The organism is Bacillus salacetis, assembly GCF_003581585.1.
GTDB classification, from domain to species: domain Bacteria; phylum Bacillota; class Bacilli; order Bacillales; family Bacillaceae_B; genus Rossellomorea; species Rossellomorea salacetis.
Genome location: NZ_QXIR01000033.1, coordinates 25087 through 44367, shown reverse-complemented (window position 1 = coordinate 44367; position 19281 = coordinate 25087). Strand labels below are relative to the sequence as shown.

23 protein-coding genes are annotated in these 19281 nt (G+C 43.2%); 17 read left to right on the top strand and 6 right to left on the bottom strand.

Features of this window, described 5'->3' with window-relative positions:
• Positions 1 to 197 precede the first annotated feature (197 nt).
• The 7 genes from D3H55_RS19145 (at position 198) to D3H55_RS19115 (ending at position 5392) form a co-directional block, all read left to right on the top strand.
• Positions 198 to 491, top strand: coding sequence for a YwqI/YxiC family protein (locus tag D3H55_RS19145; protein WP_119548907.1), 294 nt, complete (start codon positions 198 to 200; stop codon positions 489 to 491).
• Positions 492 to 504: 13 nt separating this feature from the next.
• The gene (locus D3H55_RS19140; RefSeq protein ID WP_119548906.1) at positions 505 to 2028 is read left to right on the top strand and encodes a ribonuclease YeeF family protein; all 1524 of its coding nucleotides are present in this window, start codon (positions 505 to 507) and stop codon (positions 2026 to 2028) included.
• Between the two features lie 186 nt (positions 2029 to 2214).
• Positions 2215 to 2835, top strand: coding sequence for an ABC transporter ATPase (locus tag D3H55_RS19135; protein WP_240628679.1), 621 nt, complete (start codon positions 2215 to 2217; stop codon positions 2833 to 2835).
• 244 nt (positions 2836 to 3079) lie between these two features.
• Positions 3080 to 3760, top strand: a complete 681-nt coding sequence (locus tag D3H55_RS19130; RefSeq protein ID WP_119548904.1) for an ABC transporter ATPase — start codon at positions 3080 to 3082, stop codon at positions 3758 to 3760.
• 2 nt (positions 3761 to 3762) lie between these two features.
• Positions 3763 to 4224 carry a DUF5085 family protein gene (locus D3H55_RS19125; protein WP_119548903.1) on the top strand — a complete coding sequence of 154 codons (462 nt, stop codon included), beginning with the start codon at positions 3763 to 3765 and terminating at the stop codon, positions 4222 to 4224.
• A complete protein-coding gene (locus tag D3H55_RS19120; protein WP_240628677.1) occupies positions 4217 to 4666 on the top strand; it encodes a DUF5085 family protein in 450 nt (149 codons plus the stop codon). Before D3H55_RS19125 ends, D3H55_RS19120 begins: the two co-directional genes overlap by 8 nt.
• A 156-nt stretch (positions 4667 to 4822) precedes the next feature.
• Positions 4823 to 5392 carry a DUF4352 domain-containing protein gene (locus tag D3H55_RS19115; protein WP_119548901.1) on the top strand — a complete coding sequence of 190 codons (570 nt, stop codon included), beginning with the start codon at positions 4823 to 4825 and terminating at the stop codon, positions 5390 to 5392.
• Between the two features lie 280 nt (positions 5393 to 5672).
• Here D3H55_RS19115 and D3H55_RS19110 read toward each other — a convergent pair whose 3' ends face one another.
• Entirely contained in the window at positions 5673 to 6221 is a 549-nt protein-coding gene (locus D3H55_RS19110; RefSeq protein WP_119548900.1) for a TetR/AcrR family transcriptional regulator, read from the bottom strand.
• Between the two features lie 151 nt (positions 6222 to 6372).
• Between D3H55_RS19110 and D3H55_RS19105 the strand changes: the two genes are divergently transcribed.
• Positions 6373 to 6711 carry a DUF2834 domain-containing protein gene (locus D3H55_RS19105; RefSeq protein ID WP_240628675.1) on the top strand — a complete coding sequence of 113 codons (339 nt, stop codon included), beginning with the start codon at positions 6373 to 6375 and terminating at the stop codon, positions 6709 to 6711.
• Positions 6712 to 6894: 183 nt separating this feature from the next.
• Here the strand turns inward: D3H55_RS19105 and D3H55_RS19100 are convergent, their stop codons facing one another.
• Positions 6895 to 7689, bottom strand: a complete 795-nt coding sequence (locus D3H55_RS19100) for a hypothetical protein (RefSeq protein ID WP_119548898.1) — start codon at positions 7687 to 7689, stop codon at positions 6895 to 6897.
• A gap of 244 nt (positions 7690 to 7933) precedes the next feature.
• On the opposite strand from D3H55_RS19100, the gene D3H55_RS19095 reads away from it, so the two are divergent.
• From D3H55_RS19095 to D3H55_RS19085, 4 genes are all read left to right on the top strand, one after another.
• On the top strand, positions 7934 to 8806 hold the full coding sequence (locus D3H55_RS19095) for a YitT family protein (protein ID WP_119548897.1): 873 nt from the start codon (positions 7934 to 7936) through the stop codon (positions 8804 to 8806).
• A gap of 109 nt (positions 8807 to 8915) precedes the next feature.
• Entirely contained in the window at positions 8916 to 9260 is a 345-nt protein-coding gene (locus tag D3H55_RS19090; protein ID WP_119548896.1) for a hypothetical protein, read from the top strand.
• Between the two features lie 130 nt (positions 9261 to 9390).
• Complete coding sequence (locus D3H55_RS24515) at positions 9391 to 9567, top strand: hypothetical protein (RefSeq protein WP_168413176.1); 177 nt, start codon at positions 9391 to 9393, stop codon at positions 9565 to 9567.
• A gap of 14 nt (positions 9568 to 9581) precedes the next feature.
• A complete protein-coding gene (locus D3H55_RS19085; RefSeq protein WP_119548895.1) occupies positions 9582 to 10409 on the top strand; it encodes an undecaprenyl-diphosphate phosphatase in 828 nt (275 codons plus the stop codon).
• Positions 10410 to 10601: 192 nt separating this feature from the next.
• Here D3H55_RS19085 and D3H55_RS19080 read toward each other — a convergent pair whose 3' ends face one another.
• Entirely contained in the window at positions 10602 to 11432 is an 831-nt protein-coding gene (locus D3H55_RS19080; protein WP_119548894.1) for an alpha/beta fold hydrolase, read from the bottom strand.
• Between the two features lie 178 nt (positions 11433 to 11610).
• Between D3H55_RS19080 and D3H55_RS24510 the strand changes: the two genes are divergently transcribed.
• Positions 11611 to 11760, top strand: a complete 150-nt coding sequence (locus D3H55_RS24510) for a hypothetical protein (protein WP_168413175.1) — start codon at positions 11611 to 11613, stop codon at positions 11758 to 11760.
• 228 nt (positions 11761 to 11988) lie between these two features.
• Here the strand turns inward: D3H55_RS24510 and D3H55_RS19075 are convergent, their stop codons facing one another.
• Entirely contained in the window at positions 11989 to 12462 is a 474-nt protein-coding gene (locus tag D3H55_RS19075; RefSeq protein ID WP_119548893.1) for a hypothetical protein, read from the bottom strand.
• Positions 12463 to 12785: 323 nt separating this feature from the next.
• Here D3H55_RS19075 and D3H55_RS19070 point away from each other — a divergent pair, with 323 nt between their 5' ends.
• From D3H55_RS19070 to D3H55_RS19055, 4 genes are read left to right on the top strand one after another with little or no spacing between them, the layout of a single operon-like run.
• Entirely contained in the window at positions 12786 to 13763 is a 978-nt protein-coding gene (locus tag D3H55_RS19070) for a YncE family protein (protein ID WP_119548892.1), read from the top strand.
• A complete protein-coding gene (locus tag D3H55_RS19065; protein ID WP_119548891.1) occupies positions 13760 to 14437 on the top strand; it encodes a response regulator transcription factor in 678 nt (225 codons plus the stop codon). The genes D3H55_RS19070 and D3H55_RS19065 overlap by 4 nt, the downstream gene beginning before the upstream one ends.
• On the top strand, positions 14418 to 15848 hold the full coding sequence (locus tag D3H55_RS19060) for a sensor histidine kinase (RefSeq protein WP_240628674.1): 1431 nt from the start codon (positions 14418 to 14420) through the stop codon (positions 15846 to 15848). The genes D3H55_RS19065 and D3H55_RS19060 overlap by 20 nt, the downstream gene beginning before the upstream one ends.
• Positions 15849 to 15871: 23 nt before the next feature.
• Entirely contained in the window at positions 15872 to 16654 is a 783-nt protein-coding gene (locus D3H55_RS19055) for a FixH family protein (protein ID WP_119548890.1), read from the top strand.
• A 69-nt stretch (positions 16655 to 16723) separates the two neighbouring features.
• On the opposite strand, the gene D3H55_RS19050 is transcribed toward D3H55_RS19055, so the two are convergent.
• Positions 16724 to 17881: a Ger(x)C family spore germination protein gene (locus D3H55_RS19050; RefSeq protein ID WP_119548889.1), complete on the bottom strand. Its 1158-nt coding sequence runs from the start codon at positions 17879 to 17881 to the stop codon at positions 16724 to 16726.
• The gene (locus D3H55_RS19045; RefSeq protein ID WP_119548888.1) at positions 17878 to 19275 is read right to left on the bottom strand and encodes a spore germination protein; all 1398 of its coding nucleotides are present in this window, start codon (positions 19273 to 19275) and stop codon (positions 17878 to 17880) included. The genes D3H55_RS19050 and D3H55_RS19045 overlap by 4 nt, the downstream gene beginning before the upstream one ends.
• Positions 19276 to 19281 lie beyond the last annotated feature (6 nt).

The window sequence follows — 19281 nt, the reverse complement described above, 5'->3', positions numbered from 1 at the left end:
AAGTGGAACAGTTTTGCCTTCTAGTATTTATTACCACATGATCGTGATGATTCGCAATAAGATAACAGAGAGCTTAATATTTTCAATATCACCCCAGCACTGTAGTTTGCATAATTCTTCTCTTTTTCGTGTAATTCATACTGATGATTAAATCATTTGTTATCTTGCATAACCAATAAAACCAGGAGGATGAGAAAATGACGGAAATCAAAATGGAATACGGAGAGATTGAAGTAAATCTGAATGAAATTCGGAATGCTTGCGGATCACTTCAACCCCAAGGAACACAACCTATAGAGGGAAACATGCTTGAATGCACAAGAAGACTGGAAGAGACTACAAAGAGCCTTCAAAACTTGTTATTTAGATACCAAAAAATTTTAAATCAAAATATATCATCGACTTACAAATCAGTGGATTTCATGAGGGAAACAGATAGACAAGTTTCAGGGAACATTAAAGATCATGTGCAAATCCAGGAACATAGGTAAATGAGGTGAGAGAGTGAAAGTACTAAAAGCACTGCCTTTTCACGAAGGCATTAAAAGTCAGCAGGAGAACTTGAAACGCTTGCAGGGAGAAATTGAAGCTATTCTAGAAGCAATCGAAAGCTTTTCCAGAATGGAAGAATCTCTTAAAGGAAAGGGAGGAAGTGCGATAAGGGCATTTTATAGAGATTGTCATGTTCCTTTTTTAGAATTTTTCTTAACCTTTAGGGACAAATTCAACATTATGCTAGATCAAATGCTGTCTGCATTAAATTCTCTTGAACCTCATTCTTCTGGTGTCATACGGGAGGATTTCCTAGAAGGTGAGATCCAGTCAAAATTAAATGAAGTAAGACAGCTGACTGCCAGTCTCACTGATGAAGGAAATGCTATTATACGCTCTGTTTCGGATATTGTTATGATTCCTAAGCTGAATGATGAAAATTTTCAAGATAGCGTCTGGAGAGCTGTAAAGAAAAAAGATGATACAATTACTGACCTTCACCAATTTGACCGGTCTCAAACTACTGCAATGGACATGATTGCAGATGACATTGAAACTATGGAGCAATGGCTGTCCGATCTTGAGGGTATGATTAAGGATGGACTGGTGAATAACAACTTTCCTACTAAACAGTGGAAAGAGTATATATCTGTTTCGCCCTTAACAACTGAACTGGCAAAGCGAAATGGGGAGGAAGTTAAGGAGGACCTTCGGCTTAAGCAAAAGGAAGATGTTTCTTCCCAAAAAAGGTATAATGCTATTGTATCTGGTGCTATTACAAGCTTTAGAATGTTTAGAGCAGGGCGAAAAGACGGGTTAAGAATAGAAAAAGTGTACAATCCGCAGACAGGAAAACATTCTTATAGAATGTATGCAACAGAGCGAGCTCTAGAGTCTTTTGGTGTGCTGCCTGATAGAAAAGCTAAGGGGGAGCTGATGAAAAGTCTCCCTAAAAACATGAGAAAATATACAGAAAAGCATAAAATTATTGCGGAAAATAAAGTAGTTACCTTAAAATATGCTTCTAAAAAGCCAGGTCAGTCGGGATGGTCAAAGGTCGGAGATGATATACTCAAAGAACATGCACCGCTTGCTTATTGGAATAACCAGGCTACCAATACTGAAAAATTGAAAACTGTTGGTAAAGCTGCTATTTCAGGAGCGGGTAAATCTTTTAAAGATGCAGTAGACTTTAAAGGGATTGCTACTAGCGGTCCGGGAAAAAGCTCCATAAAAGCTCTAGGACCACTAGGTGCAGGACTCACCTACTATAGTAACCATCATAAAGCAGTAGAAGATGGTCTTACTGGAAGTGCAGCGGTGGGGAGAGCAACTGTAGATACTACAATTGACCTCGCTGTTTCGGGTGCGGTACAAGCTGCATTTACTGCTGCTGGTACAGCGTTTATTCCAATTCCGGGAGTAGGAACTGCCATAGGGATTGGAGCCGGTATGTTTGCAAACTACCTGTTAAACAAGAAAAGCGAGAAATCGGGCAAATCCGTTTTAGACAACATCAAAGGCTGGTTTCGCTAAATTGGAGGATGTAAGATGTTTAAAAGATTGACAGAAGAAGATTTTGCCGTATTAAGAGAGCCACTGAGATCTGGCAGACAAAGCCCTGGTTCCCTCGGTGGTATCCTTTTCCTTGGCTGCTTTCTGCAATTCCTGCTTTACTATTTAATTTATTATATCGCTGCTGAAAGTACAGTTTATCCCAATGTGGAAAAGATTAAAATAATTCATTTTTGGATTACCATTCTATTAACTGTTTTTTCGGCTATTTTTGCAATTTCAGCCGTGTATAAGAAGTTTGAAAAAACTCAGTACCTAACGTCAATTATCGTTTCTCAAAACCTTTTCGGAGTATATCTTTACATTGGTGCTCTGTTTTTAATCGGTGAAAAGGATGGTGCAACAGCAGAATTTCTAATCTCTTTTACATTTATCACGTTATCGGTCGCTGCAGCCCTGTTTCTGGCTGTATTTGTCCGTTTTTACGTTCTTCTTCAAAAGGGACAATACCGTGAGGGCTCAGCAAAAGGGGAACTAAGAGAGAAGTTTGAAGCTACCTCGTATATTCCGATTGCCATTATAGGCGGCACAGGAGTTGTCCTTATTGTCAATTCTTTGTTGAGAAATGGAGTAATGGGAGGGTCTCTTGAATCGAATATATTTACAGTTCTTCCACTGCTCATATTCTATACAATGATTTTCGTCTTGCCCGAGCAACTGGTGATTCTTTATTGCAAATTCCGTTTTAAAAGCTTTAATTTTAACTGGAGCGGTCATTTGTACCCTATGGAGGATCCAAAACCTAATGCTTTAAAAAAGACCAGGTGATTTTTAGGAAGTATCTGAAGGTGGATGTTAAGGGTGAAATTACTTTTAAATTACCGATCTATAACAATATGCACTATTGCTCAGGCAGATTGAGACTAAACTAGATAAGATATAACAGATGACTTTTTAATAAAGAGGGTGAATATCCTTGCTAAATAAATTACCTGAGCACTATTTTGAAGTTTTAAAAGCACCCATTATTACAGGGAGGCAAAGTCCTAATTCTTTTGGGGGAAATATGATTATGGCTATCCCTCTTCACTGGCTGCTTTATTATATAACTCATTCTACGGCCTCTTCATACACAAAGTATCCTGGTACAGAAACGATAAAGGAGATACATTTTACAGCAACCATCTGTATCAGTATATTAAGCTTGTTGTTCGGAATCCCTGCAATTTATAAAAGGTTTGAGAAACTGCAATATCTTGTGTCAATTCTGGTTTCTCACATGCTTTTTACTGTTCCGGGTCTATTATGGCCCCTGTTTACCATTGGACAAGGAGAAATAGCTACTGCAGAGTCTTTAGTAACTTTTACTGTAATTATTTTTACCACTGCAGCAATTTTACTGGGAGTTACAATCTTTCGTTTTTTAAGGCTGTTAAAAAAAGGAGAGTATCAGGAAGGATCAGCACGAGGGGAAATCAGGGAGCGGTTTGAGGCTAAATCCTACTTTCCTATTGCCGTTGTAGGTGGTCTCATAGTTGTATTCATTACTCAGTATTTCATCAGGAACTTCCAAATGAATTCAATAGAATCCATAACATTGATCATCCTCCCCCTCCTGATTTTTTACGCCATGATTTTCGTCCTGCCCGAGCAGCTGGTGATTCTTTACTGCAAATTCAGGTTTGATAGTTTCAATGTTTATCAGAGAAGTGTAAAACCTTCTAAAAAAGTTGTATTGGAAAGGAAGGGATAAGAATGGATATCAGAAGAGGTTCTCTCTATTTTGACCACTTGATGACGTATTCCATGATAGGGAAAAAAGAGGATTGGCAGGAAGGCTTTGCTGTTCTTGAAGAGCTGGAATTGGAGCAGAGAGTCTATAAAAATGGACCTGTCTTTTTTACTTTTAAATCCAATGAAGCTGGCGGCGAAGGGGAGTTTACATACTATCTGCCAATCAATGAAGAGGTCGAGATGGCAGGAGACTCGGATATTCAATACCAGGAAAAGGTGGATGTGCGGGATGCCCTTCTTCTAAGGCAGGCTGATCAATATCAGGATTTCAACCAAGCGTATGATAGCATCAAGACCTATGCATCCGAAAACGGAGTGGATGTAGAAGATTCATTTTATTGTGTTTTGCTGGAAGTCTATGATGACATCATGCTTGATCTCTATGTCCCTGTGGCGGGTACAGGTGATTCCTATGGTGCATGATCAGCATGCCATTACATATAAAAACGTAGCTTCCAAACTGTACCGGTTCCTTCCAGAAGAAATTAACCTGGCTTTTGAGGACTTTGAAGAGCTGTTGACAAAGCATGGATACCACACCACTGGTGAAATGTTTTTCGCAATCATGAGCAATCCCTTCGATGAGTTGATGGTGGCAGAAATTTTCTTTGTCATGGAAGAAGACCGGATGGAGCTGCGGAAAGATGAAAATGTGAACTTCCGGAGTTATTTCTTCGTTAAGGAAATGGTCATGACAAGGGCTCTTGAAGAATTCGAGATGAGTTCACAGGAAAAGTTCTGGGAGATACTAAATTATATCAAGACGAAAGATCAGGTTCAGACTACCCCTATTTTCGTAGATTATAAGCAGACCACCAAAGGGACAACCTTTGTGGAAATGAGTGCCGGCATGAGCCGATATTGATTAAAGAAAGGCTGTTCCTTCATTAAAGAGGGACTGCCTTTTTGAGTTGGAACTAGGCGGTCATTACATAGCAAATAGTTTTATTGAGTCTAAGGATAGGGTATGGGGAAGTGTTGGTACAGAATACTTATGAATTCAGCAGAGGAGATGTGATTTTTGAGAAAATGGTGGGTAATTAGTTTGGTCTTGGCAGTTTTATTAACAGCATGTGGTGATAATGAGGGAAATAGTACAGAAGCCAGCGGTGAACAGGAAGCAGAAAAAACCGAGAGCAACAAAGGCAATAAAGGTGAGGGAGTTGCTGAAGGCGGGGAAGTACTGGGTTTAGGTGACACCATAGAGTTTCAATCGAATATAGGAAATTATAAATTAACGATAAATTCAGTAGAATCTATGGAAGAGTATCAGGGGGAGACTCCGCAGCGGGAAATATTCCTGGCAGTTGAAGTTACAGTAGAAAACTTAGCGGAGGAACCGTTAGTTGCTGATGATGCTGCCTATTTACGGTTGACCAGTGACGTGGATTCATCAGGCACATTGAACATTCTTTTGGGTGATATGGAAGTGTGGGATAAAGAACTGGAGAAAGGTGAATCTGATACCCGGAAGCTGTTCTATGATACACAAAGAGCGACGGAGTACAGCTTATTATATAATCATGCTACTGAAAACCATAAATTACTTGAGGATGTAAAGTGGGTCTTTACAGATGAAGAAGTCGACTAGCGTATTTCGAACCTTGCCAGGAACTCTCTATTACACTCAGTAAATCTGGAGCAACAAAGGCGAATGTAATTGGGGCTCGCAATTTACGTGACGGAGAATGAATTCCAATTTAGTAAGATGAGTGAAATCACTGGATTATGGACTTCAGAAAAACTCCCAGATTACTTTTTTAATACGAACCTCAATCAATCAAGTTCAAGGAAATTATGCATTAGAAAAATCCTCACAGAAGTACTAGTGAGGATTTTTCTTTATGTATAGAAGTTTTCTATCGATTGTTTTATTTAGAATGCCGGCCGCTGTGGATAGCCTCAATTGCCTGGTGTATTCGTTCTTGATCGCCTATTGCATCCAGTAGGGCTATGCCTTCAATGGTGACAAGGGCAAGCGAAGCCATTTGTTCTTTATTTTCGTGATCTTCCACTTGCAGCACGTTGATATAGAACTGATGAAAACTATCCATGATTTTTTTTGCAGTGCTGTAAAAGGGGTCATTCTCTGAACCTGTCCCTATCAGTTCAATCCATAACTTCATATAGGGGCGAACCTGGGGGTTTTGCATCGTGTCATATAAGAATGGAACAAGGTCTTGAAATGAAAGTTTTTCTGTTTTTGTATTTTTCAGCATATGAATAAGCCTGTCGGAAATGGCAGACAGGATGGTGGTCAGTAATTCTTCTTTGTCATTAAAGTAGTGGAGAAGCATCCGGTCACTTGTTTCCGCTGCTTTGGCTAAGTTTCTCAAGCTGGCAGCCTGCAAGCCATTTGAGAGAATATAGTCGGCCGTTTTCTCAATGATATCCTGCTTCTTTAGTTCTCCTTTTTTCATGAAGAGCTCCTTACATCCTTTTTGAGTAGTATAACACACCACCTGAAAAAGCTAGTGTGGCAGGAAGTTATTTTCTTCATTGATTAAAAATGTAGTGAGTGCTACACCATTTATGTAGCAGTTGCTACATTCTTAGGAAGAGGTGATGATGGTGGCGGGAGAAAATGTTCTTGAGAAGGATGGCAAGTGGAATCCTTTGAAATCCCCCCAGGTATTACTTGTATTCGTGATTGGGTTGTTTGGTATCTTAACGGGTTTGGCTGTTTATCAACACGGGCTTTTGGGAATCTTTGCTCAGGCATTCAGTAATTCAGCTTCTTTACAGGTCTTCGCCGATTTATTCATCTCATTAATTCTAGTGTTGGTTTGGATGTGGTACGATGCCAGGAAATCGAATCGATTTTTCTGGCCTTGGGCATTCCTCACATTAGGAATCGGTGTTTTTGGTCCGCTGTTGTATTTGCTGTTTCGCAGGCAGGCACAGGGGTGAACTTGTAGAAAGTTTGTTTTCTCATCAGTTTGTGCTTGCGTATTCTTTTTCACAAAAATTTTCTAGGTGAATTAGGGATATCCATGGAATTTCATCATGCACCAGCAGCAAAGTTTACTATCAGTAATTGCTAAAGGCCGCCCTTTATGATGGACGGCCAAATATGTTTATAAAGGAGGAACTTCATTCCACATCCCGAAACCTGAACATGGATTCATAGAAATGGGTTTGATGCTCTGTTTGAAAAGAGTATTTACTCCAAACGCTTGAATTCTCTAATGTTTCCTCTGTCTCGACTAACCTCAGCTCTCCTGCATCAAGGGTCATGATGACGGATTCAACTATTTTCAATTCTTTTTTATCGTAGTCCAATGCCCTTATGCGCACCTGGACTTCTTTTTGTTCGTCCAAATTGTTTTTGACGAAGAAAAAGTTGTTGTACTCCTCGCCGGCACAGCTGTTTGTCCTGCGGCGGATGCAGTCTTTTTCAGAGTTCATGAAGAGCACGGTGAATTCTTTATCGGCTTCGGTTTCTGCCAGTGCGTCCATTGCGGTCTCAATTTTGTTAACGTAGGAGGCCTTTTGGGCAAAAGGAAAAACCCATGTGAATAACAGCAGAAATGTCAGGCAGAACACACCCGTAAAGATCCAAATGGCTTTTGGATTATGAATCGATTTTGGGGCTCCTCTATAGAGGATGCTTACAACGATATTGATGATGGACAAGATGATCAGGAACGCCCCTGTAATCATAAGGCCGATCATGTTTTCGAAAAGATTGGAAAAGAATGCGAGCTGATAGGAGCTGTAGAAATACCAATTAACGATTCCACTGATCAGGAGCATGATGATAAGAAGACCAGCAGGTTTCTTCCACTCGATTTTTTCCCGTTTCCCGCTTTTTACATCGGATGCAGACCATATTACCCATAAGAATGGGATCATAAAGATCAGAGTGATGATAGCGATGATTCCCATGTCATTCTTCCTTTCCTGCACGGGACTATTAGATCCCTGGTTTGTATTGAAAACTAAGCATTTATATCCAGTCTTACAAAGACTTAATACCTTAGTACGGAAGGGTGTAAACCGAAAGTGACCGTAGAGGACTCTTGAAGCCTGCTTTATATTATGGAGCAGGCTTTTTTTGATGTATAATTTTAGAAGTGAACACTGTTGCAATAGTCAGAAGAAAGACAATTTCCATGGAGTGAAGATACATATGAGTAAAAACAAAAATCATAAAAGAATTAGATTTAGAAGAATCCTGCAAGTCATCATGGTCATCATTGGCGGTTTCATTGCTGCTTATGGGCTGGAAACGGTATTGATTCCCAACAGTGTATCCGACGGAGGTGTGACCGGTGTGAGCATCGTCGGTTCGCAGCTTTCAGGCATGCCCCTTGGAATCCTGATTGCTGTCCTTAACATCCCGTTTATCTGGCTGGGATATAAGCAAATCGGGAAAAGCTTTGCCATCCGTTCGGTCATCGGCATTGTCTCGCTTGCTGTCGGAACAAGCCTTATGCATCATACACCGGCCATCATTGAAGGGGATACCCTGCTTGTAACTGTGGTTGGAGGAATCATACTCGGCTTCGGGATGGGAGTGGCTTTGCGTAATGGCGGTGCCCTGGATGGCATCGATATGCTCGCTGTCCTGTTATCAAGGAAGCTGCCATTCGGTACCAGTGACCTCATTCTGTTTCTGAATGCTTTCGTCTTTATTTTCGTTTCAACTGTGTTTGGTTTGCAGGGGGCATTTCTTTCTGCCATTGCCTACTTCATAGCATCCAAAGTGATTCATATTGTGGAGATAGGGTTAAGCGGTTCGAAATCCTTCCAGATCATCACTACGGAGCCTGAGATCATGGTCGAGACGATACGTGACCGTTTAGGGCGCAGCGCCACTTATAAAGAAGCGTACGGCGGATTTTCCCATGAGAGGTTCAAGGAGATTACCTGTGTCATCAACCGCCTGGAAGAAACCAAGCTTAAGGAAATTATCAATGAAATCGATGAAGGTGCCTTTGTGACCGTTTATGATGTAGCGGAAGTCAAAGGAGGCAATTTCAAAAAGCATAATATCCACTAGAAGGTGTGAAGCTCCGTCACCTGCGGGGCTTCTTTTTTGGTTCTAAATTTTTGTTTTCAAAATACAGGAAAAACTATATAATACATCTATTCAGAAAGGAGGTGCGCGCGTGAGGAAGTATTTGTTGACTTGGCTGCTGGTCATCATGGCTGGTTCATCATCTTTAATGATTTCTTCGCAGCAATCAGGACAGTTCGCTGCTGACTCAATGGACGGGCATAGCCTTACCGCAGTAGATACGATTTCTGATATCGAGGCTGTGACTGTTTCAGCTATCACCATAATAGAAAAAGTGCCTGTGAAATATCTTTTTCCTTTGGATGGATTTCCGCTGAAACCTAAGGGTATTCTCATGCCGGTAAAGTCTGTTTCTCATGTGAAAATAAGCGCAGATACTTCTGGATTCATGTCCGCTGTACACCACCAATCGAATTACCTCTCCCTATACCTCTGACAAAAGCCTGAGAAAGGCTTATTTCGTTATCCATCAAATAATTTTTCCAAAAGAGAATAGTAGAATAAGAGAAGCTTTATTTCTCTTATTTAGAGTAGAAATAAAGCTTCTCCAGGAGGAGTTTTAAAAAATGAATAGTGAGAATCATTCAAAGGAAACCCTTTATTGTTTCGTTGTGATAACAGTGGGCATTGCTAGTTTCTATGGAAGCATCATTCTTTCAGGGTTCCTGACAGGAAATGAATGGTGGGCTATGCTGCCGGATTTCTCTTGGGATATCAATACCTGGAAAGAGATATTTAACTAGTTAGAGGGATGATAATGAATTTTATTATGATAGTAAAAGCAATCCTTTTGGGGCTTGTGGAAGGCCTGACTGAATTTGCGCCTGTTTCTTCGACGGGACATATGATCATTGTTGATGATATGTGGCTGAAGTCGGAGGTTTTTCTGACTAAATATGTAGCGAACACGTTTAAGATAGTCATACAACTCGGCTCGATTCTGGCTGTCATAGTCGTTTTCAGGAATCGGTTCGCAGATTTACTGGGCATTAAGAGCAGGAAAAATCATGCAAGAGATGAAAAGAACCTGAAGATTTCACAAGTGATAGCCGGGTTGATACCAGCCGGAATCCTGGGTGTTTTGTTTGAAGACTATATTGATGAATACCTGTTTTCCATTCAATCCGTATTGATAGGACTTGGGAGTGGTGCTGTCTTAATGATAGCGGCCGACCTACTTGGGCCGAAAACAGCCAGGGCAGAAACAGTGGATCAGATTTCCTATAAACAGGCATTGTTGGTGGGGCTGTTTCAATGTTTCTCTTTGTGGCCGGGGTTCTCCCGGTCCGGTTCCACCATTTCGGGAGGTGTCTTTGCCGGCATGAGCCACCGGGCTGCGGCCGATTTTACGTTCATCATGGCCGTCCCCACCATGGCGGGGGCCAGCGGCTTGTCACTGCTGAAGAACTGGGAGTACTTCACAATTGAAGCCCTGCCATTTTTCATCGCAGGTTTCATCAGTGCGTTTATCTTTGCGTTACTTTCCATAAAGTATTTTCTTAAGTTGATCAGTAGAATAAAGCTTATCCCGTTTGCTCTGTACCGGTTTGCCTTAGTAATCGTCATATGGCTGATTTATTTTTGAGTAAAAGAAGGCTGCTTTCATGAATTTTGGAAGCAGCTTTTTATGTTCTACGCAAGAATTGGGTCGGTATATCATTATTGGTTTACAGCTCCAGCCGAGCGGCCGTCCAGTTCTAGAGAAATCCCCGGCATCCGCCTATAGGAATTTTTTAGAAACCAATAATGTATGCTGGTAATCAGTATTGAGATATCATTATCCGCCCCTCTTTGTTTCTAAGAATCCCCCTAAGATCTCATTGAATTTTTCGCTGTGCTCCCAGAACATGAAATGACCGCCAAGAACTTCAATGGAAGCATTTGGCGCAAGCTCGTTCAGGTAAGGTATGGCAGCTGCTGACCAGTGTTCTGCAATAATGTACAGGGTAGGCACGGACTTACTGCTTGCTGCTGCTTCTTCACGGTAATCAGAGAAAAGCCCTGACGAAAAAAGATTGGCTGCTATATAGTACGGTGTCCGCAGTGACTGTTCGACAATCCATGTCAGTTCCTTTTGGGATAGGTCCCGTTGAACCATCACCCCTGCGGCATAAGCGGAAATGAAATCCCGTTGTCCCTTGGAATCACGAAGGTAATTCGTATAAGCTGCAGCCATATCATCGAGTGGACCTTCCACCCAGTCCCGGTCTTGCTGAAGGGACAAGGACTTAGGAGGCATATCGATCAGCACCAGGGATTGGATGGAATCAATCCCGGATTGGCGGATGAATTCCCAGACAGTCAAGCAGCCGAATGACCATCCAACAAGGACCGGTTTTTCAACACGTAACTCCTTAAGCACCTTTTGCAGGTCTGTTCCATGTGTAACATAATCATTTCCATGAACCGTAATGGTGGAGCGGCCGTGGCTTCGGGGGTCAATGACAATGGTGCGGTGAGTTTTGGAGAAGTGCTCGACTTGCGCTGTAAAGACTTCAGAAGTGAAAGTGAAACCAGGAATGAATACAACCGGGTCGCCGCTCCCGGTCTCCTGGACATACAATTCGATCCCCGGCTCGACTTCAACATAAGTAGAGGCAGTGTTCATATTCAACCTCCTGACTGTAGGATTTCTACAAGCATATTCATGAATATGAAGTTCTATTTCTTCTTTTTCCGCAATTTCATAATTGTAAAAAATGTGGAAAAAGGAACGTTTGTCCCAAGCGTCTCTTTCATTTCTGCATAGAATAATATGAACGGGTTACTAGAAAGGGTGTGAAGAAATGGACAATAATACAACAGGCACGAAAAAGAAATCGTCCTGCGGCTGCGGCAGCGGAACAGCCCGAAAGGCAACGGTCATACGCTATAATGGAGTTCCTCTTAAAGCAAAACCATGGTATAAAAGATGGTTTCGTTTTTTATTTAAATAGGATAGGTAAGATGCAGAAAATAGGGATGATCAATAGAAATGATCATCCCTATCTTATTTTTTTACATGAAAAAAGAGAAACGGCTGCACCGTTTCTCTTCAATCAACACTGCTTGGTTCCATTCCTGCCAGGAGGGAGGTGCCTGAATGAGCACCGGGGCAGAACTGGTTCTGTCAGCGGCAAATCAAGTTTGGAGAATTGGCATCAGCCGTTTCTCTATTTTTTTGATTATGCTCCAGGACAGTTGAATACAGGCTGACCGGAAATAGTGATAGTGTTATCGTCATTCAATACAGCTGACAAGTTTTCGATACCAACCAATGGACATTCACTGTCTGGCAGACATGGCATTTCGCAGTAATAGCAGTATTGTGTGCCGATGTCCACAGGAATATCAAAAGTTAGTGCTTCAGGAAGCGGGCATGTTTCACCGTCAAAAACCGGTACACTGATGATAAAATGGATAGTACCTGAATAGGCTGCAGTATAAACATCAACTGCACATTCAAGCGAAGTACCGTCCTCGCAGACTGGTACCAACACATCGACTTGGCATCTTCCTACTTCTCTATCTAACTGTGGACATCCATGAAATTCAGTAGGATCACCAATGTCAGCTACACAAGGTGATACTTCAAACGTTTCTTCAAATGAAGGCAGAATAGTACTGCCGCATGGACAGTTTGGCAAGCAATTTGACATAATATCTTCTCCTTACTTTTTAAAAAGTTCCATTATATGGAACTTACTATATTCTATGAAAAAGGGTTTGAGTTGTTTGGACAAGTTAACTATTAATGGAATTATTTTTGCAAAATAGGAAATACACTTACATTTTATTGACCTTTTTTAAAAGATTTACTATATTGGGGGTTTTGCTAGACTAGTATCAGGGACTTTTGGCGCTAAAAGGTTCTTGGTTTTCACAAATCAGCCCCCAATACTTCGCAAAGATTTCAAATTTATCATTTATACTGGTAGTTGTTGGGCAAACTTGAACTAAAAGAAAGGGTCAGAGGGTATTCATGAATAGAATCTTGCTTTTTGTTTTCATAAGTTTGTTATTCATTGTTTCGGGATGCCGGGAGGAAACTCTGGATATCCCTGAAAATGCGAAAAATGCCATCATGGTATCACATCTGAAAGATGCAGAATTGACGTTTATTGATGAAGAGTCCCGGCAGGTGGTGGATTCTGTGAAGCTGGATGCTGCCATTACCGATATGGTGCGCATTGATGACAGCCGCATAGCTTATACGAGTAAAGAAAGCGGCTTATTATCTGTGTTAAATACTGAAAATGGACAGGTAAAACAGTGGGAAGGCGTCGGAAGAGGTGTCAGCGAACTGCTCTTCAGCCATGAAACGAACCTTTTATTCCTGGCTGACAGCGGAAATAATCAGCTTAAGGTTTTTGATATAGAAAAGGAAAAAGTCAAAGCCGAGATCCCTGTGGGGACATTTCCTCTCTCGATGACTGTAAATCCGGATGAGAATCTTTTGTTTGTCGTGAACCAGAAGGATTCTTCGGTATCAGCCATCGACATGAAGAAGCTCAAGGTAGTGAGGGAGCTGTTGGTTCCGTATCTTCCGGAAGGGATCCTGTATAAGGATTCGAAGCTGTATATCGGCGGCCACGGGCCGGTCCATGGAGACTTGAACCGCTTTGTTCATGTCATCGATCCGGAGAGCGGCCGGCAGCTTGGCCGGATAGAAGTCGGACTGATGCCTGTTAAATTCTTCAGTCCCCGTTCAAGCAGTGATTTGTATGTCGTTTGCCATGGGTCACATGAGCTTTACAAAATTTCAGGTGATGAAAACACGGACAAGATCAAAGTCGGGGCGAATCCTTATGACATTGCCGGCAATGAAAAGGAGATGTACGTTTCGAGTATGGACAGCCAGTCGCTTTCCATCCTGGACGTTGAGAGCTTCAAGATTATATCTGAAATCGATATCAGCGGGGCCCCTGTAGCTATAATAGAGGGAGGAGGATCAGAATGAACATACTTGCAGTGGATGATGAAAAAGATATGATCGGGCTTCTGACCTCTTACCTGAAGGCGCATGATTACACGGTCTTCTCTGCCGGCAACGGCCTGGAAGCCATCAATACCCTGAAAAAAGAGAAAATCGATCTGGTGCTGCTTGATATTATGATGCCTGTTATGGACGGCCTGGAAGCTGCCAGGGAAATCCGTACTTTTTCGGATGTACCGATCATCATCCTGACAGCGAAAGGAAATGAAGACGATCGTGTCACAGGCTTGAAAATCGGGGCAGACGACTATGTAGTCAAGCCTTTTTCTCCAAAGGAACTTGTGGCAAGGATCGAGGCGGCATTGCGGAGGTCGAAGGGATATCCTATAGGGCGTCAGCGTCAGGGTGATGACATCATCCGCCATGAGGAACTTTCCATCGATTTGAAAGGCTATGTTGTGAAGGTGAATGATGACCCGGTGAATTTAACCAGGAAAGAATTCCTTTTGCTATCACTCCTCATCCAGAATAAAGGACAGGTTTTTACCAGGGAACAATTGCTGGACAGGGTATGGGGATTTGAGAGTGAAGGGACTGCCCGTACGGTGGACACTCACATCAAGACGTTAAGATTGAAGCTGAAGTCAGCTGGTGTTCATGTGCAGACAGTGTGGGGTGTTGGCTATAAATTCACTTAGAAACAGGCTGACAGGCATTGGCCTGAGGCAGAAAATCTGGCTGACGATTGCGGTTCTCACGTTAATTACCGTCTCACTCACAATCGGACTTACATTTTACTTATATGAAAATTTTTATGTTGATAAACAGAAAGACCTCCTGCTGCTTCAAGGGAACAGTTTGAAATCCGCTTATATGGAACAAGATGGTGATGGGTTCCGGGAACGCCTGGAGTGGACCGAGGAAAATTCGGAGGCGGAAATCATCTATACGGAAGATCCGATGAAGCTGAGCGGGTCCCTTTATGGGGAGGCAGTGAATGATACGCTGATCACCTATGAAGAAAGGCAGCAGCTGTTGAACGGAGAGACCGTGACGATGGTCAGGCAGCATCCGGTATTCGATCAAGACATACTCGCTGTTGCCATTCCTTTACTGGAAGAAGATGTTCTCAGCGGGACCATCTTTCTTTATATGCCATTGGAGGATGTATATGCTCCGTTCGATTCGATCCGGTATATCCTTGCAGGATTATTCATTTTGGTCCTGCTGTTGGTCATCTGGTCTGGAAGAAAGATCGCTTCTCAGCTGATTCAGCCGCTAAAGAAGATGGAAATGGTGTCTGGGAGAATGGCTGCCGGAGATTTTTCCAAAAGAATTGATGTTTCCTCTTCAGACGAGGTTGGATCCCTGGCTGGTTCATTTAACCGGCTGGCAAAATCATTGGAGGAAGTGGAACGCAGCAGAAGAGAATTTCTGCAGAATGTCTCCCATGAACTGCGGACTCCCCTCAGTTATATGAGAGGGTATACGGAAGTCCTCCTGGAGGATGTCACCGTAAGCGGGGAGGAACGGCAGGAATATTTGCAGATCATCCATAACGAAACAGCCCGGCTTACCCGTCTTGTGAATGACTTACTGGACCTGGCCCAGCTTGAAGGGGATTCGTACCCGATGAAACGGGAGCCGATCCCTTTCGCCCAGCTGGTGATGGATGTTGCGGAGCGGTTTAAGCTGCCGATCGGGCAAAAGCAGATCCGCCTTCGTCTTGAATTGGACGAAGAAGCCATTATTGAAGGGGATGCGGACCGGCTTGAGCAGGTCATCAGCAACCTTCTGGACAACGCGGTCCGCTATACACCAAGTCAAGGCGGGATTTTGATGAAGGTGGAACAAAACAAGGAGAAGGCGGTCCTGGAAATCCAGGATACAGGCCGTGGAATACCTGAGCAGGACCTGGAAAATATCATGGACCGTTTTTACAGGGTCCATAAATCACGGACAAGAAATGAAGGAGGGTTTGGACTGGGGCTTGCGATCGTCAAGCAGATCGTGCTGAAGCACGGCGGTGAAATCGATATCAGCTCCAAACCGGATGAAGGGACTGCAATATCCCTGACATTTCAGTCTATGGCATTTGATGAAGAATAAAGAGAATCAGGAGGATAAAATCAATGAAACGCAATTCCCTATGGATGACACTTACACTAAGCAGCGCCTTATTTCTTGCTGCATGCGGGGCGCAGGATGAACAAAACACTTCAGAATCCCAGGAAAGCAGTGAAACTCCAAAGGCTTTGGAGGTCGATCTTTCAACTAAGCCTGGAGTGGATGAACTTGAAGACGGAAAAGAGTTTACGATACAGGCAAAAGTCACGCAGGGTGATGAAAATGTAGATGACGCCAAAGAAGTCGAATTTGAATTCTGGAAAAAAGGCGAAGAGTCAGAAGAACATGAGATGATTGAAGGGGATTCCCAAGGAGACGGAGTATATACCATCTCCAAGAAGGTGGACGAGCCGGGAGTCTACTATGTCATTTCCCATGTGACGGCAAGGGACATGCATACAATGCCAAAACTGGAGCTGGCCATAGGCGATGTTGAAGAACATGCCCACGAAGAAGGCGGGGAGCATGGAGAAGAAGGTTCCCATGATCATGGACATGGAGAAGCATCCGCCCATATCATGGCGGACGATACAGTGGAAGCGGGGAAAGAGGTTGAGTTGACCGCCCATGCGATGAACGGTGAGGAGCCGCTGACAGAAGCGGATGTCCGATTCGAAATCTGGAAGGATGGAGAAGAAAAGCATGAGTTCATCGATACTGAGGAGACCGATGCCGGCAAATACCAGGCAACCCACACCTTCGCTGAACCGGGTTCTTATAAAGTGAAGCTTCATGTGGAGAAAGGCGAAGTGCACACTCATACAGAAAAAATAATGACAGTGGAATAATGAGAGAAAGAAAGTGAGGCTTCCAGAATGACCGGGAATCCTCACTTTTTTAGTAGGTGCCCAGATCTGTCAGCCATCACTTTCTGTGTGATATTTGTAGGTATTGAAATGGACCATTGTCACATCCACTTTGACATCCGTTAAGGACTCTTTTGTTAAGTAGAATCCTTTAGATCTCTGTAGCTCCTGGTACTTCTTTGGGTGTTCCCTATACCACGTTTCACCTGCATTCAGGACATCGATTTTGTTCTCTACTCCTGTTTTAAATAAAGACGTCAGCTGCTTTTGGAAGTCTTTTTTGATAATGTTCTCCAGCTCCTGCAGTGGAATGTCCCGGTTTTTTTCAAGGAGGTCGCCTTGTAAGGACAGGCTGATTGAGAATTTGGGCGCATTATTGCTATCTTCATATTCAATCTTCATTTTCGGAGAACTGAATCTGATGGCAGCAGCCAGTTTTCCATCCTTTTCTGCCCTATGATCAATGGTGACATTGTCTTCCAGCAGCCAATTCGTCAGTAAAGCATCTTCAAATGACAGCTGCGTCTTCAACTCCTGCTGCTGAAAAACAGCATAACCATCGAAATATAGAACAGGGAATTCCTTATCGGCCTGCCATGCATCAGGGTCAATCTTGACGGTGGGGATGCGCGCGGTTCCCATCGGCTCGTAAAAATCCCGCAGGAAATTCATTAGTATCATGGGTTTAAGCTCATCCTGCACAAGCTCATTCTTCTTGCCCTTAAAAAGGACAGTGTAAATCGCAGGATAGTCAAACAGGGCTTTTGTATTCAAGGTCTCTTCCATGTTTTCTTTGGATATGACGATCCTGAGAGTCGGCCTGAGCGACCGATTGCGCCCGACTTCCCTGATCACTTCATTGAATTTTTCCTGAGCAACCTTTTCGCTTAGGACAAGCGTGACGGTATGCCCGAAGAATAGAGCCGGCTCCGATTTCTTATAGAGCTTGCTGACAGCCAGGTTCAAGGTTTCCCCGGTGGCCAAGGCGACAAAAATCGGAACAGGTTCAGTGGGCCTTCCGCCTTCCTGCTTCGCGACATTGGCAAAATTAAGACCTTGGATAAAAACCTCATATTCATTTTTTTCTTCATCATAATCCAAACCGATCGAAACGATATAGGTTAAATCCTGGATGTTCCTGGAGCCTGTACATCCGCTGAGACATAGCATGCATAGAAATATCCACGACAGGTTGCAGAGTGTTTTCATGATTGATCACCACCCCGTGTCGGGTCTTCCGGACTTGTCAGGGGTGATCTGGTTTTGAAAAACTGCCGGGGCACTCTCAAGATGGATCTGAGAGCTTCTCCAAGGCTTATCGGTGCCAATGATCCAAGATAAGGACTGCCGAAAGAAGACAGGGTGCCAAGGTAGATAACTGTAAGAATGAAGGCGATGATGACCCCGAATAATCCGAAAAAAGTACTCAGCAGCAGCACGGTGAACCGGATGATGGTGAACGTGGCGCTTAGTGACTGGTTCACCAGGGTGAAGGAAGATATATAGGTTATGGCTGCCACGACCAGCATGGTAGGCGATGTCAGCCCCGCACGGATTGCGGCATCACCGACGATCAATCCGCCCAATACAGCAACGGTTTGTCCAATGGCCCTCGGCAGGCGGACCCCGGCTTCATTGAATAGTTCGAATAGGAACAGAATCACAAATATTTCAATCGGTGCCGATAACGGCAGCCCGAATCTGGACATCGAGATGGTTGCGACCAGCAAGTATGGAATCTGCTCAATATTATAGGCGGAAAAAGAAATCCAGATGCCCGGCAGAAATCCTGCCACCGTCAGGCCCAGAAACCGGATCACTCTCTCTAAGGAAACATAAGCAAAATTATTATAGGTGTCCTCTGGAGATTTGGTCTGGAGCAGCAAATTGACTGGAGCGAACGAAACAGTGGGGTTGCCGTCTACCAATAGAGCAAACCGGCCTTGATTCAAGGCTTGGACAATAAAGTCCGGCCTGCCCGTGTAATCCATCAAAGGAAAAAGCGAAAATGGGCGGTCGTGGACATACAATTCAAGGTCATAGATATTCGTTAAGATATCAAGGTCTATCTTTTCCAGTCTGTTGCGTATTTCCTTGAGGACCTCCGGGTCGATGATATCCTCCAAATACATTAAGGCAACCTTTGTCTTGGTCCGCTTCCCTATTGTGTATTTTTCCAGGCATAAGGAAGAGGTATTGAGCCTGCGCCTGATCAGGGAGATATTTGTTTTTAAATCTTCAACAAAGCCATCCTTCGGCCCTCTGATCGACGTTTCAAGGGAAGATTCTTCAGGCAGTCTCTTTGGGAACTCTGCTGCCCGGATACATAACAGGCTTTTTTCAAAAACAAAGAGGACGTTGCCTTCGAAAAGGAAATCGCTCATGTCATCAACCGGCTTTTCTGTGGCATCGACTGCTTGGAACAAGGTCACTAAACTCTCCTGTATCGACTCTCCCTGATGTGCCTCCAGCTTTGGAAGAATGAATTGATCCAAGTACTGAAGGTTGATCAGGCTGTCAAAGTAGATGAGTTCAAAGCTTTCATTCTCCGTTCTGTGTATCTTGGATTGGAGATCCTGGCTTCTTTGTAATTTGGTCTTCAAATCATT

Coding starts and splice junctions, on each gene's coding strand:
- D3H55_RS19145 (WP_119548907.1), top strand. CDS start 198: ATGACGGAAATCAAAATGGAATACGGAGAGATTGAAGTAAATCTGAAT.
- D3H55_RS19130 (WP_119548904.1), top strand. CDS start 3,080: ATGGCTATCCCTCTTCACTGGCTGCTTTATTATATAACTCATTCTACG.
- D3H55_RS19125 (WP_119548903.1), top strand. CDS start 3,763: ATGGATATCAGAAGAGGTTCTCTCTATTTTGACCACTTGATGACGTAT.
- D3H55_RS19110 (WP_119548900.1), bottom strand. CDS start 6,221: ATGAAAAAAGGAGAACTAAAGAAGCAGGATATCATTGAGAAAACGGCC.
- D3H55_RS19100 (WP_119548898.1), bottom strand. CDS start 7,689: ATGGGAATCATCGCTATCATCACTCTGATCTTTATGATCCCATTCTTA.
- D3H55_RS19095 (WP_119548897.1), top strand. CDS start 7,934: ATGAGTAAAAACAAAAATCATAAAAGAATTAGATTTAGAAGAATCCTG.
- D3H55_RS24515 (WP_168413176.1), top strand. CDS start 9,391: ATGAATAGTGAGAATCATTCAAAGGAAACCCTTTATTGTTTCGTTGTG.
- D3H55_RS19085 (WP_119548895.1), top strand. CDS start 9,582: ATGAATTTTATTATGATAGTAAAAGCAATCCTTTTGGGGCTTGTGGAA.
- D3H55_RS19080 (WP_119548894.1), bottom strand. CDS start 11,432: ATGAACACTGCCTCTACTTATGTTGAAGTCGAGCCGGGGATCGAATTG.
- D3H55_RS24510 (WP_168413175.1), top strand. CDS start 11,611: ATGGACAATAATACAACAGGCACGAAAAAGAAATCGTCCTGCGGCTGC.
- D3H55_RS19075 (WP_119548893.1), bottom strand. CDS start 12,462: ATGTCAAATTGCTTGCCAAACTGTCCATGCGGCAGTACTATTCTGCCT.
- D3H55_RS19070 (WP_119548892.1), top strand. CDS start 12,786: ATGAATAGAATCTTGCTTTTTGTTTTCATAAGTTTGTTATTCATTGTT.
- D3H55_RS19065 (WP_119548891.1), top strand. CDS start 13,760: ATGAACATACTTGCAGTGGATGATGAAAAAGATATGATCGGGCTTCTG.
- D3H55_RS19055 (WP_119548890.1), top strand. CDS start 15,872: ATGAAACGCAATTCCCTATGGATGACACTTACACTAAGCAGCGCCTTA.
- D3H55_RS19050 (WP_119548889.1), bottom strand. CDS start 17,881: ATGAAAACACTCTGCAACCTGTCGTGGATATTTCTATGCATGCTATGT.